The 17,237-nt window shown below is 43.4% G+C and carries 14 protein-coding genes and 1 pseudogene; 12 read left to right on the forward strand and 3 right to left on the reverse strand.

Going from position 1 to position 17,237, the window contains the following annotated elements:
• On the reverse strand, positions 1 to 263 hold a 263-nt coding region (locus tag G461_RS24305), incomplete at its 3' end, for an IS5/IS1182 family transposase (RefSeq protein ID WP_035480362.1).
• Positions 264 to 344: 81 nt separating this feature from the next.
• On the opposite strand from G461_RS24305, the gene G461_RS24310 reads away from it, so the two are divergent.
• From G461_RS24310 to G461_RS25940, 9 genes are all read left to right on the forward strand, one after another.
• Entirely contained in the window at positions 345 to 1,397 is a 1,053-nt protein-coding gene (locus G461_RS24310) for a KpsE/RkpR family capsule polysaccharide export protein (protein WP_051333582.1), read from the forward strand.
• Between the two features lie 46 nt (positions 1,398 to 1,443).
• Positions 1,444 to 2,457: a KpsF/GutQ family sugar-phosphate isomerase gene (locus G461_RS0114115; RefSeq protein WP_026972328.1), complete on the forward strand. Its 1,014-nt coding sequence runs from the start codon at positions 1,444 to 1,446 to the stop codon at positions 2,455 to 2,457.
• 74 nt (positions 2,458 to 2,531) lie between these two features.
• Positions 2,532 to 5,945 (forward strand): capsular polysaccharide export protein, LipB/KpsS family, encoded by a 3,414-nt coding sequence (locus G461_RS0114120; protein WP_026972329.1) that lies wholly within the window; start codon positions 2,532 to 2,534, stop codon positions 5,943 to 5,945.
• Positions 5,946 to 5,979: 34 nt separating this feature from the next.
• On the forward strand, positions 5,980 to 6,600 hold the full coding sequence (locus G461_RS0114125; RefSeq protein ID WP_026972330.1) for a CatB-related O-acetyltransferase: 621 nt from the start codon (positions 5,980 to 5,982) through the stop codon (positions 6,598 to 6,600).
• 39 nt (positions 6,601 to 6,639) lie between these two features.
• Positions 6,640 to 7,437 (forward strand): 3-deoxy-8-phosphooctulonate synthase, encoded by a 798-nt coding sequence (kdsA, locus tag G461_RS0114130; RefSeq protein WP_026972331.1) that lies wholly within the window; start codon positions 6,640 to 6,642, stop codon positions 7,435 to 7,437.
• Entirely contained in the window at positions 7,434 to 7,949 is a 516-nt protein-coding gene (locus G461_RS24315; protein ID WP_035480364.1) for a KdsC family phosphatase, read from the forward strand. Before kdsA ends, G461_RS24315 begins: the two co-directional genes overlap by 4 nt.
• Positions 7,946 to 8,716 (forward strand): 3-deoxy-manno-octulosonate cytidylyltransferase, encoded by a 771-nt coding sequence (gene kdsB, locus G461_RS0114140; protein WP_026972332.1) that lies wholly within the window; start codon positions 7,946 to 7,948, stop codon positions 8,714 to 8,716. The genes G461_RS24315 and kdsB overlap by 4 nt, the downstream gene beginning before the upstream one ends.
• 84 nt (positions 8,717 to 8,800) lie before the next feature.
• Complete coding sequence (locus G461_RS24320) at positions 8,801 to 10,801, forward strand: capsular polysaccharide biosynthesis protein (protein WP_169727260.1); 2,001 nt, start codon at positions 8,801 to 8,803, stop codon at positions 10,799 to 10,801.
• A gap of 220 nt (positions 10,802 to 11,021) precedes the next feature.
• The gene (locus G461_RS25940; protein ID WP_169727261.1) at positions 11,022 to 12,083 is read left to right on the forward strand and encodes a capsular biosynthesis protein; all 1,062 of its coding nucleotides are present in this window, start codon (positions 11,022 to 11,024) and stop codon (positions 12,081 to 12,083) included.
• Here G461_RS25940 and G461_RS25945 read toward each other — a convergent pair.
• On the reverse strand, positions 12,045 to 12,557 hold the full coding sequence (locus G461_RS25945) for an acyloxyacyl hydrolase (RefSeq protein ID WP_169727262.1): 513 nt from the start codon (positions 12,555 to 12,557) through the stop codon (positions 12,045 to 12,047). The two genes, G461_RS25940 and G461_RS25945, sit on opposite strands and share 39 nt — an antisense overlap.
• A gap of 409 nt (positions 12,558 to 12,966) precedes the next feature.
• Here G461_RS25945 and G461_RS24325 point away from each other — a divergent pair, with 409 nt between their 5' ends.
• The 3 genes from G461_RS24325 (at position 12,967) to G461_RS0114165 (ending at position 16,544) form a co-directional block, all read left to right on the forward strand.
• A complete protein-coding gene (locus G461_RS24325; protein WP_051333583.1) occupies positions 12,967 to 14,187 on the forward strand; it encodes a patatin-like phospholipase family protein in 1,221 nt (406 codons plus the stop codon).
• A gap of 334 nt (positions 14,188 to 14,521) precedes the next feature.
• Positions 14,522 to 14,890 carry a hypothetical protein gene (locus G461_RS26135; protein WP_157360326.1) on the forward strand — a complete coding sequence of 123 codons (369 nt, stop codon included), beginning with the start codon at positions 14,522 to 14,524 and terminating at the stop codon, positions 14,888 to 14,890.
• Between the two features lie 16 nt (positions 14,891 to 14,906).
• Complete coding sequence (locus tag G461_RS0114165) at positions 14,907 to 16,544, forward strand: polysaccharide biosynthesis/export family protein (protein WP_084429259.1); 1,638 nt, start codon at positions 14,907 to 14,909, stop codon at positions 16,542 to 16,544.
• A 426-nt stretch (positions 16,545 to 16,970) separates the two neighbouring features.
• Here G461_RS0114165 and G461_RS0114175 read toward each other — a convergent pair.
• Positions 16,971 to 17,237: pseudogene (locus G461_RS0114175) on the reverse strand (IS5/IS1182 family transposase); the annotation flags it as partial.

Here is a 17,237-nt window from a genome sequence, read left to right on the forward strand (position 1 = left end):
AGGTCAACATCCATCAGACGAAATATCGAGTTGATAAATCCTTCCAGCGCTCGCAGAGGTAGCTTAAACACGCCCTTAATCATGAGCGCGGTGCTGATGGCTGAGTCACTGTACGTATTGCTACGACCTCGGCGACCAGAAGGGTGTTGGTTGTACCAATGCTTGATAGCCGCATCGTCCATCCAAAAGGTTAACGAGCCTCTTTGAGTTAAGGTGTGATTGTACTGTTTCCAATTGGTGATTTTGCCCTTGGCGGTGCCCATAGTGCGACCTGATAGTAGGGTTTAACGATCAGATCGCAGATGAGCGAATAGGTTCAATTCTATTTAGGCAACAACGCCGTAATGTTCCCTATTTTTGTATCTGCAATATATTTCATGCTGCTAGCATCTGATAGGTACGTCAGTGAAGCACAAGTTATCGTCAAGCAATCTACAAATGCAGCAACGGACTTTGGTTCGTTTGGGCTGTTAGGAGCTACGGTATCAAGTGGAATGAGTGATGCACATTTAGTTAGAACGTACATATATTCACTAGATATGCTTAAACTACTAGACGATACGCATTCGATTAGGGAACACTATCAGTCAAGAAATGCCGATATAGTATCAAGGCTTTGGCGAGGCTCTGCGCAAGAAACTTTCTTGAAATTTTATAGAAGACACGTAAGTGTCACATTTGACGAGTTGTCAGGTGTAATTACTATTCGTGTTCAAGGTTGGGAAAGTGACTTCGCTAGTGGGGTTCTACAAAGCATTATCAATAATGCTGAAGAATATATAAACAAAGTCAGTCATCAACTAGCTAACGAACAGCTTAAGTTTGCTAGAGAAGAGCTCGATAACAATGAAGCAAAATTGCTAGCGGCTCAAAAAGAAATACTGAAGTTTCAGAATGATAACTCATTGTTCAGTCCTGAGTTAGAAGGCGGGGCTCAGCTTAGCCTAGTTAACAACTTAGAAGCAGAGTTGGTTTCGATCGCATCTGAGCTAGCCTCTTTTAAACAGTACATGAGTGACGATGCACCCAGTGTTGTGTCGCTGCGCAGAAAGCAGCAAGCTGTTTCAGAGCAATTGCACATAGAGAGGCAAAAACTGGTAGGAACCAATCAGAACAGCCAATTCAATACAATTACTGCAACATACAACGCTCTTAAATTAGAGATGGATTTTGCTACAGAGTCATATAAAGCGACTGTAAAAGCGATTGAATCGGCGAGAGTTGAGGCCTACCAAAAGCTTAAGCATTTAGTTGTAGTTAGCAGCCCCAGTTTTCCTCAGCGCGCGGAATACCCAAGAAGAATATATAACACACTTAGTATGGCAATGCTCATATTGCTATGCTACGGAGTAACAAAAATAGTCCTTGCTACTATTAGAGAGCATAAGGATATATAAACGGTAAGCATAGGCATTTGTCCAACACTAATTCTATAGGACTAAAATGGAACTACAATCAACGAATCTAAATATTAGGGAATATTACGAAAGTGAGCAATTCCAAGGTTCGATATTAGAAAGTGTAAGGAAAACGCTAACTGAGCAGGGAGCCGCTCTAAAAAAACTAGGAAGCAATCTAAACGAGGTCAACTTTCAGAAAGCGCTTGGTTTACTATATCGATGCAGGGGTCATATCATTGTATCTGGAATGGGGAAATCTGGATTAATAGGGAGAAAGATCTGCGCTACTCTGGCATCTACAGGGACCCCAAGTTTTTTCATTCATCCGGGAGAAGCGTTTCATGGTGATTTAGGAATGATCACGCGAGATGATGTTGTTGTTCTCATTTCTAATAGTGGTGAGACGGATGAGGTATTGCAGTTAATCCCTTCATTGAAAAACTTTGGTAATTCGATAGTTAGCATTTGCAACAATACTAATTCAACATTAGCTATTAATTCAGATGCGGTTCTTGACTTACAAATGGATAAGGAGACTTGTCCAAACAATCTAGCGCCAACCACTTCAACCACCTTGACATTAGCCATTGGAGATGCCCTTGCAATTGCATTGATGAACAAACGTGGATTCAAGCCTAACGATTTTGCTAAGTATCATCCAGGTGGAAGCTTAGGGAGAAAACTTCTTACCAAAGTAAAAGATGTAATGGTTTCGGATGATTTACCATTCGTCAAACCCGACCTACCTATAAGTGAAGTTATCATAACTATGACGAACTCACCTACCAAAGGTCTAGCTATTGTCATTGATGAGAATAGTCAAGCAATAGGTGTAATCTGTGATGGAGATATCCGAAGACTTTTGCTAGGTGACGTAGATATTAAAAATGTGAAAAGTCAGGATATCATGACTAAAAATCCACATATGATCAACTGTAATGAAATGATAAGTAAAGCTGACGAGTATCTTAATAAACATCAAGTCAAGCAGATTCTTGTATGCGAAGAAAATGGCTCAGTCATTGGTGTGCTAGACATCTACAGAGCCACCATATAAAAAGAGATTATTTAACTGAGCGAGCTGTTTGTGAAATGGCTCGTGGTTAGGACTGATTTGTAAAAAGGTTATTTGTGAGAATACTGTATTATCTCGAACCGTGGATTGAAATGGGGTGGCCGGGCTTTAGATTTGGAAGTCTTCAAGGTTACTTACACAAAGAAATCGCAGGGCTTATTGATCAAGGCAATGAAGTCATGCTTGTAATAGGTGATGGTCTTGAGCAAGAAGCTAAACAGAAGAATTTTAATCTTAGTAGATTTAATTTTAAAGTAATTAGACAAAAGCATCTAAGAAAAGTATTTTCTGACTATTATACTGCATCAAACGCTTGGTATAGCAAAACTTACTCTCCTGAGCAAGAAACCAAAATGTGCTCTTTGGTAAAGGATGTTGTAGAAGGATTTGATCCCGATGTTGTGGTGTCGTGGGAGTCTCCTATTCCATTTATGGAAAAGGCTTACCCAAATGCTGCAATTCTATATTCTAACTATGGTGCATTGTCTAGGCATCCATTTCCGGCAACACAAGCTTACGACTTTCATGGCCTATTCAAGGACTCGTACCTAGGGAAAGGTCTGAACGCCATCGACATTCCTAGACTCAACGCAGACCAAAGCAATGCGTTATCTTGTTTTAGAGCAAAGGTGAAAAAAGCATTTTCACTACACAATCCTTTCGAAAAGATGGACTTGAGCGATGGAGGTAAATATAAGAAAACAATCCTTCTTCCACTCCAAGTATCTGGCTATTATGCTTTTGATAGTAATGTGCCATTTAAATCTCAATTTGATTATTTGTGCAGTGTCTTAGAGTTGGTTCCGGAAGATATTAGAGTTGTTGTTACCGAGCATAACAGCTTTTCAAGTATATTTAACAATCGTACACTGGGTTACTTGAAAGGTCGCTACCCACACTTTTTCTATCATGATAAATTTTCTGAGGTGAAAGGCTCATCACAGTACTTACTTGAAATGGTAGATGCCGTAGTTGGTGTGACATCCTCTGTTCTTCTTCAGGCCGTAATAATGGATAAGCCTGTCAAGGTCATTGGCGATTCTCATATTGATTTCTTCTCATCAGAGCATGGGTTGCATCGCGCAGAGAGAATTGTAAATAGATATAATTCAGGACGGTTTGATAAATTCATTTATCATTTAATGACTCGCTATTGGTTCTTTCAGGAAAGTGACTCCCATAATGGGAAATGGTTATCAAGCCTAATGGAAGAAGTGGTTTGTGCTAAGCAAAAAGGAAACCTAAATAGTGACTTTTACCTTAACCGTGAGGTAGATGACCTTCGTGTAATGAAAAGACTGATTGATTCAGTTTCTTTTGATGCGCCACAGTTCATCAAGAGGAAAAAGGCTCTTTCTATTCGTGAAAACACCATTATGGCCCGTCGCTCATCAAGCTCACAGCCAAGTACTTTATATAAAAATACGGTTGAAGCGATTCACGATAGTGATTGGGTATCATTTGATATCTTCGACACCTTGGTAAAAAGAACGGTCTCACGCCCAAGTGATGTGTTTACTATGGTTGGCGAACGAATGGTGGACATTTTGCGAGTGTCTGCAGATACCTTTAAGCATGCCAGGATTACCGCTGAGCGAAAGGTGCGTTCAGATAGTAAGCTGGAAGAGGTAACTGTCGACGAAATTTATCAGGAGCTAAATCGCTCATTCGGTTTATCTGAAGAACGGCTTAATAGTGTTCTAGCATGTGAGGTGCAAACTGAATGTGAAGTGTGTATTAAAAGAGCTTCAGGAATTGAGTTGCTAGACATAGCAGAAGCGTCTAGAAAAAAAGTATTGCTTATTTCTGATATGTATCTTAGAAAGTCTCACATTCTGGCTATTCTTTCTGCTAACAATATTTCTATTGACCCATCTTGCGTATATGTGTCAAGTGAAGAGCGCCTACAAAAGCACTCTGGGAATTTGTTCTCACATGTTTTGTTTCATGAAGGCCTCAACGCAAGTGGTGGAGTACATATCGGAGATCATCCAAACGGAGATGGCTCAAAACCAAAAGAACTTGGTATCAACGCGATAGTTATTCCTAAGGTGATGGACAAACTTAAGAAGAATAAGTCTTTTTCCTCACTATTGAAGCAAACCGATGCAAATCTTAGTGCTAGTGTGACTGCCGCGTTGATCAGTAATCGACTTTATGATCGAGCTGACAAATCTGTTGAAGGGCTTTCAACAGGAAGTCTATATGGTTTGGGGTATACCGCAATGGGGCCTCTGCTTCTTGGGTTTGCTGCTTGGTTGAAAGAAGATGCATCTAAACGAGGCATTCAGGACCTTTACTTCCTAGCCAGAGATGGGAAGGTCATGAAGCAAGCCTATGACTTGTATTGTTCCTATACCGGAGGTGGCGCTAGAAGTCACTATATGTATGCGAGTCGTAGATCTATCAATGTTCCTTGTATAGAGCGCGCAGAGCAAATCTACGAAATTCTCAAAGCTCCTTTCGCTTCCTGTCCACTCAAGAGCTTACTTGAGTCGAGGTTTGGGTTATCAGCTGAGCTTATCCCAGAAGAAATATCGAGTAAGATTGACTTAGAGCGCGTTACCTCTCCCCATGACTCAGATCTAGTTAGTGTCTTTGAAGCTTTCGAAGGACTAATTCTTAGCAATGCTAAGGCTGAGCGAGTTGCACTCGATAAGTATATCCAAAAGGTAGGTATAGGTGCCCCAAATCAAGCCATTGTCGATATTGGCTATCGTGGTTCTATGCAGGAGTCATTGTCCAGAATAACTGGGCAGCATTTGCACGGATATTATTGGGCAACAAAAGATGAGATTGGAACGTTACCCGCCTCTGGTTATTTAGGTAATAAAGTAAACAAAAGAGAAAAGTTCGATTTGTGGCAGGGAGTTGCATTAGCAGAATGGCTAACGCTTGATGGCGATACTTCTGTAGTGAAGTTCGATGCTTCGGAGGATAAGGTAACCCCAATCTTTGGGCCACAGCAGAATCATGACTTGTTGCGTGCAAGTATGACAAAAGATGTACATGAGGCAGCTTTTGAGTTTATTAAAGACTGGTTCAAGTCACCAAATAGTGAACTTGTCCCAGATTTAGATACCGTAAAGTCGACTTATTTTGAGTTGCTTGCTCGCCCGGGGTTGAATGATGTTCATTTACTTGAATCGGTAGTTTTAGAAGACAGTTATGGTGGACATCTTGAGCGCAAGCTCATAGAACCAATAGCTAACCGTGTTGCTAAGTCAAACTTAGATCAAGTTGTTCGCGCTTCTGCATGGAAAGGTGGGGCAAGGGTATTAGTATCAAGCTACAAACCAACAGAAGAGAGTATTTTTGCTGATTCTTCAGGCAGTGAAAAGCTAACCAATGTTATTCCTAAGGCAAATCAACGTAAGTTTAAGAAACTTCTCAGAGAGCCTTACTGGTTTTTCTATGATAGTCAAAATAGATTTTTCAGACCATTCAGGCATTTTTTTAGAGCCTATTAGAAGTAATTTACTACAATTTTATTAAGAGTAACTAATGGAAAAGCACTCGACAATTAAAGCCAAATCAGTCCATGAAACAGCGGTTCTTGAACATCCGGTTCATGTTACAGCGGGGGTCGTTCTTGGAAGAGCTGTTTCTCTTGGCAAGTACACCTATATAAGTGAGGGGACTCGAGTAAATTCAGGTACTCAGATTGGACGTTTTTGCAGTATCGCAACTGATTGTGAATTAGGTGCTCAAGACCATCCATTGGACTGGTTGAGCACTCACCCTTTTCAATACTCACCTAATCAGTTTAAGAGTTGCCAAGAATATGTTGGAGTAAAGCACATCAAGTGGAGCGCAGGACCAATAACTATCGTAGGAAATGACGTGTGGATAGGCTCTAAATCGATTGTTTGCAGAGGAGTGAAAGTCGGTGATGGTGCAGTTATTGGTGCTGGTTCTTTCGTAAATAAAGATGTACCTAACTATGCCGTGGTTGCAGGAACTCCAGCTAGGATTATCCGCTATCGTTTTACCCCCGAAATCATTTCAGAACTAATCGATTTGAAGTGGTGGGAGAAAGATATTTCGGAAATCGGGAATCTAAACTTTAGTAGCATTAAAGACTGTATAGATAAATTAAAGTTAACTAAAGAAGAATCCAAATAAGTAATTTGTTCATGTTGATTTAACTAAGAAGGCTTATAAGTGTTTTTAATCGCAGGACCTTGTGTCATCGAATCTGAAGGTTTGGTTTTAGATACCTTTGCTAAATTGCAAGAAATCACCAATAAATTGGGCATTGAATATATCGCTAAGTCTTCTTTTACCAAGGCTAACCGTTCTAGCGCTTCTGCGTTCACCGGCCCTGGTATCGAAGAAGGGCTTCGTGTTCTGGAAAAGGCCAAGAAAGAGTTGGGTGTTAGAGTAATTACCGATGTTCACGAAGATACGCCACTGGATGAAGTTGCATCCGTAGTTGATGTACTTCAAACGCCAGCGTTCTTGGTTCGTCAAACTGGTTTTATTCAGCGTGTTGCTGCAATGGGCAAGCCCGTTAATATCAAGAAAGGTCAGTGGATGGCGCCTGGCGATATGGCGCCAGTGGTTGAAAAGTGTCGTGCTGTTGGTAACGACGATATTTGGCTTTGTGATCGTGGTACCAGCTTTGGTTTCGGCGCGCTTATTAACTACATGCCAGGTTTGGCAATTATGCGTCAAACCGGTTGTAAGGTCGTCATTGATGCGACGCACAGCGTGCAAATGCCAGGTGCTTTGAACGGTTCTACTGGCGGTAACCGCGCTTACGTACCGCCGATTGCGCGGGCAGCGGTTGCGGTGGGTGTTGACGGTGTGTTTATGGAAACCCATCCCGACCCTGATAAAGCGCTTTGCGACGGCCCTAATATGCTGCCTCTAAGCAAAATGGAAGAGATGCTAAAAGTGTTGGTTGATATCAACAACACAGTTAAAGGCTCTCCTTACCTTGAGGATACGCTAGCGTGAGCAAGGTAAAGCTATTTGCCTTTGATATTGACGGTGTACTTACCGATGGGCGCCTGTATTACGGCGCTCAAGGGGAAGAGTCTGGGCTTAAAGTGTTTAATGCTCAAGATGGCCTTGGTATGAGCTTGTTAAAGAAGGCTGGTATTAAGGTCGCTGTGATATCAGGACGTGCTGCGAGTGCAACTCGCCAGCGTATGCAAGATTTGGGTGTTGAATACGTCATTCTTGGCAAAACCGACAAACTATCAGCCATCAATGAGCTCGCAGCAGAGTGTGGTCTCAGCGCGGACCAGATTGCTTATATGGGCGACGATCTCATCGACCTAAAGGCAATGGAGTACGTGGGCAAAGCTTATGCACCTGCCAATGCGGTTTCACAGGTTAAGCAAGCTGCGGGGTATATTTGCACACGAAACGGTGGCGAAGGCGCTGCGCGAGAAGCGATTGAGCATCTGTTTGAGCAGCAAGGTATCGATCCTGTGGCTGTATTAGTCGGCGAGGTGGTTCAATGACGCGCGTTCATGTAGTTATACCCGCTCGCTTTGGCTCTAGCCGCTTGCCCGGAAAGCCGCTACTGGACATCGCCGGAAAGCCTATGGTTTGGCATGTTTGGCAACGTGTTCTAGAAAGTGGGCTGAAAAGCGCAATTATTGCGACAGATGATGAGCGAATCCTCAATGCTGCGACACAGTTTGGCGGTAAGGCTTTGATGACTAAAGCTAGTCATAACTCCGGTACCGAGCGCTTAGCTGAGGTTGCTGAGAAGATGGGCTGGAACGATGACGATGTTGTGATCAATGTTCAGGGAGATGAACCACTCATCGACCCTGCTTTGATTGTCGAACTTGCAGAAAGTTTGACTAGCCAACCTCAAGCCCAAATGGCGACGCTACTCAGCCATATTCATAGCTATGAGGACTTTGTTAGCCCTAATGTCGTTAAGGCAGTGATCAATCATGCCTCTGAAGCGATGTACTTTAGCCGTGCTCCTATTCCTTGGCCACGAGACTCGTTTGCCAAGCAATCTAAAGAGGTGCCAGATTCGGTCTATCGTCACATTGGTATGTATGGCTATCGTGTATCTTGCCTGAAGCGCTTGGTGACCCTTCCTGAATCACCGCTCGAGGCTTTGGAGTCTTTAGAGCAGCTTCGTCCTCTGCAAAGTGGTATTGCTATCCATTGCTCGGTAGTAGCAAACGCGCCAGCTCATGGAGTGGATACGCCAGAAGACTGGGCTCGCGTAAGGGCATTGGTTGAACAAGGCCTAACGGTGGCGTAGTTGAGTCGCGCTAAACGCTGTTATGTGAGTACGCGCGGGGTCGCGCGTACTCCCTTTATCGAAAGCTGGTTAGGGGTAGAGGAAGTGGCGGTCTGCCCGCGCTTCGCTAACCGTTTAAGCTCGCTAGACGCTACCCGTGCAGTTGTTGGTTGGGGAGAAAAGCGCAACACTCAACGTGCACAACGACTCGCTGCTGAGCACTCGTTGCCATTTTGGCGTCTTGAAGATGGTTTTATCTCCTACGCCGAGCACCCCTCTACGGATTCCAAACGCCTCTCTCTAATCATCGATAAAGCAGGTATCTACTACAACGCCAGTGCGCCGTCCGCGCTAGAGAACTTGTTAAACAGTAATGAGTGGATGAGCGAAGACCTACTTTCCCGGGCTGCTCGATGTTTGGAGAAAATCACCCAACTCAAGCTCTGCAAATACAACCATCACCGGGACATTGTCCTGCCCGAAGCGCTTGAGCGGTCGCTAAACGCAAACTCTAAACGTGTGTTAGTGATAGATCAAACCATGGATGATTGTTCGGTACTGCTTGGGGGAGGAAGCCAAGCTAGTTTTGATAACATGGTCGATGCGGCGTTGTCTGAGAACCCGCAAGCCCAAGTGTTTATCAAGGTCCATCCGGATGTCATTAAGAAGACAAAGTCTGGCTATATCTCGCAGAGAGCCGCTTCTCGTATCAGCATTATCCATGAAGATGTGAATCCGCTTTCCTTACTAGAGCGGTTTGACAAAGTATACGTAGTTACCTCGCAAATGGGCATGGAAGCGCTGATGCTTGGTAAGGAAGTGCACTGCTTTGGTATGCCTTTCTACGCAGGCTGGGGGCTAACTCACGATAGGCAGCATTGCGCACGAAGAACCAAAGTAAGAACATTGTTGGAGCTTTTCGCAGCGAGTTATTTGCTCTATCCGCACTACTTGAGCCCTATTGACAATACGCGCTGCGAGTTGGAAGAGATACTGGACTATCTGCAGGATCTGCAGCTCTCGAAGCTGCGACGAGAAACCTGTGATACTCTTTGGTGTGTTGGTTTCTCTCCTTGGAAGCGTAGTTTTGTCGCGCGCTTTGCTTCCCAGTACGCTCGACAGGTTAAGTTTGTACCTTCGGTTGATAAAGTCGTATTGGCTACTGCCGATGACGCAATGCTGACATGGGGGCGTTCAACTACAACTGGCGATGTTTCGAAACGCCAACAACTACGGCACTGGCGAATGGAAGATGGCTTCTTACGCTCAGTGGGCTTGGGGCTGGATTTTAAACGTCCGCACTCGTTAGTTATCGATCAAACTGGGATCTATTTTGATTGCCACCACCCTTCCGACTTAGAAAATATCCTCAACAACGTGGAGTTCTCTGCGCTTCAGATTGCTCGCGCGGAACGTCTGCGTAGTGAGCTGTGCAGGCTACGTGTTAGCAAATACAACGACGGTGATAACCAGGAGCTAGAGTGGATACGTGCTGCACATGGGCGGGAAGTTATTCTGATTCCTGGACAGGTGGCTGATGATGCCTCCATAAAGTTTGGCTCGCCAGAGATCACCTGTAACTATCAGCTGATAACAGCGACACGGGCGAACAAGCCTAGCGCTTTTATTGTTTATAAGCCTCACCCTGACGTAATCAAAGGCAAACGCGCTGGCCAGGTTGATGAGGCGTTTCTCTCTCAGCATGTTGATGCCACCGAGACTAAAGCCTGCATTCTCACATGTATTGATGCTTGTCATGAAGTTCATACTATGACGTCATTGACGGGCTTTGAGGCCTTATTGCGTGATAAGCGGGTCCGCTGCTATGGTTTACCGTTTTATGCTGGCTGGGGGCTAACCTCTGACCACATATCTCACCCTCGTAGACATAAAAAATTAAATATAAATCAACTGGTAGCAGGGGCCTTGATTCTTTATCCCGAGTATGTAGATTGGACGCACAGAGGCGCTTCAGTGCCCGAACTAACTGTTCAACAGTTGGCGAATATTAAACTGGTAGATAGAAGCTCTGGGCGAAAACACCTTCACTGGATTGACCGGCGATTGCGTAAAGCCCGGTTCTTAGTCGAGGCTATGCTTGGATAATAATTGTTATATTTTCTCTCGCGAGAATCAGCGGGTTCTCATGTTGCAAGGGCCTTTAGGCCTTTACTTTAATCGTTTAAGTCGTTACTTAGAAAGACGAGGCTCAGAATGCTTCCGGATTTGCTTTAATGGTGGTGACCGCCTGTTCTCTCGAGGGAGACATGTTAGCCACTACAGCGGAACGCTAGAGCAGTGGGCTTGTTTCATTGATGACTATTTAATGAAGAATTCAATTACTCGCTTGGTTGTGTACGGAGACTGTCGGCTCTATCACCGTATCGCGATTGATGTGGCTAGGCGTTTAGGTGTAGGTGTGTGGGTCTTTGAAGAAGGCTACTTGCGGCCTGATTTCATCACTTTGGAATCTCAAGGGGCGAATGCCTTCACTCAACTCGATCTTTCCGTAGATGCTATTGATATGCCACTTCCCTCTGACAAAGATGAGCAAATAAAAATAGGCTCTCACTTTACCCGCCGGGCGGTTTATGCGAGTGCGTATTATTTAGCAAAAGGGGCCTTAAGCCACTTCTATCCTCATTACCAGCATCACCGCAAAGGTACTTGGCACTATGAGGCGGGCTGTTGGTTGCTAAGCGGCTACCGACGTTTGGCAAACCATATGTATGATAGAAAGATTGAGCGGTTGTTAGCCAACCAATGGAATCAGAAGTACTTCTTAGTGCCGCTTCAAGTTGCGAGCGATTTTCAGCTCTTGGACCATTCATCATTTGACTCGGTAGAAGCCTTCATAGAGCAAGTGATTCGTTCATTTGCGCGAAATGCAGAACCTGATCACAAGCTGCTTTTCAAGCACCACCCTATCGATCGTGGCTTCAACAATTATCAACAACTCGTTGGCGAGAAGTCTAAGCAACTCGGTGTGGTTGACCGGGTGAAGTACTGTCATGATATCCATCTTCCAACAGCATTGCGTAGTGCTATCGGTACAGTTACTGTTAACAGCACTGTTGGATTATCAGCGATACACCACCTGCTACCGACTTTGGCATTAGGCCGCGCTAATTACAACTTACCCGGGTTGACGGCGCAGTGTTCAATGGACAATTTTTGGCGGGCTCGCCCACCCGTAGATGGTGATTTAGTTAAGCAGTTTCTAGCTTATCTGAAGCACCATACCCAAATAAACTCGAGTTTCTATAAGAAGTCAAACTGTGGTTTTGGTGCAGTGTGTCAACGTATTCTAGAACCACAGCCTGACTACCATTCTTCCTTACTTAGTGACTTAGAACTGCCAACTGAACGTCAGGTTGTGGGTATTTAGGGCTGGATTTTGTTCGTAAATACCACCATTAGACATATGATTATAGCGGTAGCCCATAAAGAATCCTTGTGAGGTTGGCTGCCAACGAAGCGCAAAGGTGTAGTTGAACTGTAGGTGGCCACCAAAATCTTTGGTTTGACCTTGCTTCACTGAGAACACATGCTCTTCCAGGTAGTTGACACCACCCGAAGCGCGAACTTGAACTCGACGAAAAGGTTCGTAGTTGAGGCCAATGCCGCTTCCCAATGTTAGAGACCGATTCTTCGCTGCTTCTATGACGCCCACACTGCTGGATAAATCGAGGTGGTACTTGCTATGCCGCCAAAAAGGAATCTGCGCTTCTATTCGGTGGGTAGAAATTGAAACATTTTGTGTAGTTGTTGGCACTCCGAACTCGTAAAGTAAACTAAAGTTCGCTTGCGCAGCGGGTGAGGCTATAGCTACAGCCAGTGAGATTAACGCGGGTTTCATCATAATCAAAACCTCCATGCTTTGATTGTTAGTCTATTTTATCAACAGGCATAGCTAAACTTAGCTATCATTCTGTTTTATATGGGTTTTATATTCATAGGGATTATATTGGTAATTACTATGACTTGTGAGGGTGGGCTGTGAGAAATTGGATCTATGTAGACTTTTCGCTTTTTTGCTGGGTGTGCAAAAAAACAACCGATTATGCTCTTTGATTACTGCTCTAAAGAGACTGTCGGCGTTAGCATGCAAGTCAGTCCTCACTTCAACAATTCGAGCAATGTTCATTTCATGTAGTCGTTTATAGATGTTTCAAAGAAAAGTGTTGTGCAAGCAATTTTCGCGTTGTAATTGAACTAGAGTAGTAGTTACTGGTAACCCCTTAGATGACATTTTAACCAAACGCTTCCTTATGACTCGTTCCAACAAGTTACTAATTCTGATTAGCCAATTGATCATCATAGCTTGCAGCTATCCCGGTCACCGAAGCCTTCCTCAACCCTTGGTAAGCTCAGTTGAAGTTTCTCTTGGTGATTCTCTGCGTTTTTGGGGTGATGAAGATGATTTTTTGCGCAAACTCATAGAGCTGGAGAGAGTTCGGCATCGCCAAGAAACTTCAGGTTTGATCTACGATGAGCATGGGCAGAGAAGAGTCGCAAACTACTTGGCTCTTTCAGGTGGTGGGACTGGCGGGGCGTTTGGGGCTGGTGTATTGAATGCTTGGTCAGACTTAGGTACACGTCCAATTTTTGATGTTGTTACTGGAATCAGTACTGGAGCAATTATTTCAGTGTTTGCCTACCTAGGCTCAGAGTATGATCATTTTTTAGAGCGATTTTACACTGAAATCGGAGATGAACAGCTGTATCGGAAACGACTTTTATCAGCCTTCTCTAAAGGTTCGTTGTTAAATATCCAACGCTTCGAAGACCTAGTTAGGGATACAATTGACGCTACAGTGATCTCTGAGGTTGGTGAAGCATATAGCAATGGTCGTCTACTATTTATTGGCACGACTAATCTTGAAACCCAACGCTTGGTTATATGGGACATGGGAAAGATTGCTTCTCTGGGAACAGCGGAAGCCCAACGTCTTTTTCAGAACATTGTTATAGCATCTTCATCTATTCCAGGTGTTTTCCCGCCTGTGCAGCTCGAGGTAGAGTATCGTGGCAAACTCTATGATGAACTACATGTAGATGGTGGAATTAGTCGCCAAGTATTCTTGTTTCCAGATTCTTGGGACTTTTCTTCAATTAGTAGTGTTCTTGGCGAACAAGAGCGGCGGGTGTATGTAATACGTAACGATGAGTTCGTACCTAAATGGCAATCAGTGCCCATTGGCATATCGGCAATAACTATTCGCTCGATTCTCACTCTAATCAAGTATCAAGGCAGGGGAGATGTCCTTCGGATTTATCAACAAAGCCAAGATGCTAAAATGGATTTCAACCTGGCTTATATAGGTCTTGAATTTAATGAAAAACCTCGCAAAGGACGTCCTTTCGATGAGGATTATATGGCTAAGCTCTTTCAATATGGCTACTCGCGCGCTATTGGTCATCAAGTCTGGAAGAGTGAACCTCCTGAGTTTGATACATTGTTCCTGCCTGAACTGTTCATAGACGAGTAGTGAGATAAGTTAACTGACAGAATAGCCTAGCCTAGCATTTTATTAATGTAAGGCTGATGTATTATAAGTATCGTTAGTTAGTGTTTATTATGCTCGTAAAGTGTTTGTAGACTCTTTCCATGCTTCATCGAGAAATACCACGCATTTATTAAGTGAGATTAATGTAAAAACTTGCTCAAATTTGCTCTTGGCTATTTACTCTTTGCGTTTAACTTAAGACAATGTTTAGTGCTTCTACATGGCTATCTTTAGTGATATGGAAGCGATGTGCTCACATCATGTATATGTTTTTGAAAACTCTATTTTAAGCTGTTGAAACACAGTTTGGTTGGTGATGATGTTTATCGTTAGACTTGTTTGTTGCTCTTTGCTGTTGTCTTTGACTGCTTGCAGTCAAAATGCAACGCAGCCTATAGCTTCTCGCTCGATTGTAGAAAATGTGGTCAGAGAGGAAGTTGATTTTATTCCCGAAGAGTTTTGGGAGTTATTATTAAATGGTTCGGTAGGGGATGAATTTACTTTGTCTGGTTACGAGTTAACCATTGGAGAAATTTATTATTCTGCCAGTGGTAGATGGTGTCGGAAAGTCGGAATTTCTACAGAACCTGTAACCAGTGATTCAAAACACTATAGAAGAGTTACATGTAAGGTTGAAAATGGGCCTGCGTGGTACTTGTCCTCTACTACACTTGCCAACCGATAAGTAGCGTTAACAATTTATGAATAATATGGAAAGAACAGTTTTTTTAGTATTGCTTGTAATCTTAGCAGTTATTACGAGCCCAACTATATCGGCATCAGCAAGCCCTACTGCAGAGCTAGAACGAATCAGAGATGATGAGAGGATATTGAATGAGCATGGTGCGGGAAATAAAGTAACACTGCCATTTGGTCACAACTTGTTTAAGAGTGGGTTTGATACAGAACGATTTAACGGTCTTAATGAGAATTATTTGGTCGCTATCGGAGATAAAATATCCATTTGGCTTTGGGGGGCTGTAAGTTTCAGTGATGTTGTGACGGTTGACAATCAGGGTAATATATTTATACCTGATATTGGACCAATTAGGATTGCTGGTGAGCCTGCCTCAAGGATAAATGAAGTTGTATCTTCTCATATATCCTCAATTTATACAAGCAATGTAAATGTATATGTCAATTTACTAAGCTCTACTCCGGTTAGTGTATTTGTTACCGGGCCTGTAGAACGCCCTGGTCAGTATGCTGGGCTCGCCTCGGATAGCGTTCTTTATTATTTGAAGCGAGCAGGAGGGATAGAGCCAAGAACTGGAAGTTATAGGCATGTTACCATCCTAAGGGGCGGAGTCGAAATTCAATCGTTTGATTTATATGACTTTGTCAAAGAGGGCCAGTTGCCAAACTTTGTTTTCGAAGATCGCGATACTATATTAGTTAAACCACAAGGAGCAACAGTAACTGTTAATGGCGATGTTAGATATGAAAACAACTTTGAGTTGAATGGTGATGATTTGCTCGGGGAGCAGCTGATAAGATACTCAAGGCCCGATAGTAGCGTAAGTCATGTTGGATTAAGTGGCACTCGTAGCAATGGCCCTATATATCTTTACTTACCACTGAATGAGTTTCTATCTTACTCATTAGCTGATGGAGATATAATCACCTTCAATACTGACTTGCGAACTCAAGTTATTGATATTGGTATCTCAGGTAGCTACTTGGGACCATCATTCTATGCTGTCAACAGTGGCACTCGCTTGCACGACCTTTTAGACAAAATAGAAGTTGATAAAGACCAAACTGATGTTACTTCTATTTACATTAAACGCGCTAGTGTTGCGCAACGGCAGAAAGAGCAAATTGAAGAGTCACTTCAACGCCTTGAAAGAGCTACTTTTACTGCTCCTGCAGGATCTGATGGTGAGGCTATTATCAGGGCAAAAGAAGCAGAACTTATTACTTTGTTTGTTGATCGAGCTAGGGCCATTGAACCATTGGGAAGGGTCATTGTTTCCAGTAATGGCAAAGTCGCGAATGTGCGATTAGAGCAAGGCGATGAAATTGTCATACCTGCAAAGAGTGACTTGGTTCAGGTAGCCGGAGAGGTCCTAATGCCTCAAGCCATTGTTCACAATCCAAACGCAACAATTAACGACTACATTGCATGGTCCGGTGGCTTTACCGAGCGCGCCGACTATTCAAGAGTTGGGGTCGTGAAAGCTAACGGGGAAGTTAGCTTTGTCCCAGACCAGAGAATTGAAGCCGGAGACCAAGTCTTAGTTCTCCCTCGTGTTGATAACAAAACCATGCAGGTAGTTAAAGATATTACTCAGATTATTTACCAGATAGCTGTAGCGGCAAATGTAGTACTAGACTAGTTGTTAAAACAGAGCCTTATGCATGACGCTCATATTTTTCATAAGGCTTTTATCCAATACGGAGTTGTTTGGAACTATAGTCCAACCTTAATAATGAGTTCCCCTTGTCTGGGGCGAATTGATACTACTCATTTACCTGATATTAAAAAGTCATATCACCTTACTTCACTGCCTCTCTTACAACCTAAACAGCTGTCAGAAGCATATTCATAATAAATTTTGTATACGAGGAAAAGCGCATATAAATGGAGTAATCATGTTTCATTAGCAAAAACGAAGCTATATTGATTAAGCTGATTAAGTATTCGTTTTGTTGAAGTTGTTGTTTACTACCTTCTTCTTTAGCCCCAAACTTTGTTCCATCCAAGAGGGCGTTATTGATCAATTCAGTACAGGGAACACAGTATCCCTGCGCTGTTCAGCAGTTTATCCAGCTGCCTGACGAACAGGCATACCTAGCCTGCTCATTTTGTTCAACGCCGCCACGCCAGCCATAATTTCACCTACTTGAGCGTTGTAATCACGCAGGCTCAATTTGCCGCTTATGAGTTGCTTGTAGCGATACATTGCCGTCTCTGATAGCGACCGCTCATGATAGCCACAATCCTGTTTCCATGATGCTAACTGCCCGCTCTTAAGCGCATTTACGGCTTCGTTCCGCGGGTGCTCACCACGCCAATATCCAGCATTCTT

It is taken from the genome of Aliagarivorans marinus DSM 23064, from assembly GCF_000429485.1.
Taxonomy (GTDB): Bacteria; Pseudomonadota; Gammaproteobacteria; order Enterobacterales; family Celerinatantimonadaceae; genus Aliagarivorans; species Aliagarivorans marinus.

What these genes read in the sequence shown, in the direction of transcription:
- G461_RS25940 (WP_169727261.1), top strand. Translation starts at nt 11,022, where the DNA reads ATGAAGAATTCAATTACTCGCTTGGTTGTGTACGGAGACTGTCGGCTC.
- G461_RS26135 (WP_157360326.1), top strand. Translation starts at nt 14,522, where the DNA reads ATGATGTTTATCGTTAGACTTGTTTGTTGCTCTTTGCTGTTGTCTTTG.
- G461_RS25945 (WP_169727262.1), bottom strand. Translation starts at nt 12,557, where the DNA reads ATGATGAAACCCGCGTTAATCTCACTGGCTGTAGCTATAGCCTCACCC.
- G461_RS24325 (WP_051333583.1), top strand. Translation starts at nt 12,967, where the DNA reads ATGACTCGTTCCAACAAGTTACTAATTCTGATTAGCCAATTGATCATC.
- kdsB (WP_026972332.1), top strand. Translation starts at nt 7,946, where the DNA reads ATGACGCGCGTTCATGTAGTTATACCCGCTCGCTTTGGCTCTAGCCGC.
- G461_RS24310 (WP_051333582.1), top strand. Translation starts at nt 345, where the DNA reads ATGTTCCCTATTTTTGTATCTGCAATATATTTCATGCTGCTAGCATCT.
- G461_RS0114115 (WP_026972328.1), top strand. Translation starts at nt 1,444, where the DNA reads ATGGAACTACAATCAACGAATCTAAATATTAGGGAATATTACGAAAGT.
- G461_RS0114165 (WP_084429259.1), top strand. Translation starts at nt 14,907, where the DNA reads ATGAATAATATGGAAAGAACAGTTTTTTTAGTATTGCTTGTAATCTTA.
- G461_RS0114125 (WP_026972330.1), top strand. Translation starts at nt 5,980, where the DNA reads ATGGAAAAGCACTCGACAATTAAAGCCAAATCAGTCCATGAAACAGCG.